Origin of the sequence: Shewanella electrica, from assembly GCF_022321485.1 — a bacterium.
Taxonomy (GTDB): Bacteria; Pseudomonadota; Gammaproteobacteria; order Enterobacterales; family Shewanellaceae; genus Shewanella; species Shewanella electrica.
Genome location: NZ_JAKOGG010000799.1, coordinates 1 through 233, shown reverse-complemented (window position 1 = coordinate 233; position 233 = coordinate 1). Strand labels below are relative to the sequence as shown.

1 protein-coding gene is annotated in these 233 nt (G+C 43.8%); it reads right to left on the bottom strand.

Annotated features, from left to right (window positions below; genetic code table 11):
• Positions 1–212, bottom strand: a 212-nt coding sequence (locus L9G74_RS24680) for a hypothetical protein (RefSeq protein ID WP_238899096.1), incomplete at its 3' end; no start/stop codon positions are given.
• Positions 213–233: the final 21 nt, after the last annotated feature.

Sequence of the window (233 nt, the reverse complement as noted above, 5' to 3'; positions counted from 1 at the left end):
CCTGATTCCCATACTTCTGATGGGACAGCACTCAACCCCAGCTCTTCCATCGAAAGTTCCTTTGAAGAGATAGACAATCGGGTAGCCATTGTGATCACCTCTTTTGTTGTGGTTACTGCTTCAGAATCTTCATCTTCAGAAAGTCTGCTTCGGAGAAATTTCAGTAATGCTGGTGTAGGTCCAGATACTAACGAGCTTCGAAGTGTTCTCATAGGATTTCCACTAAGCAAAAG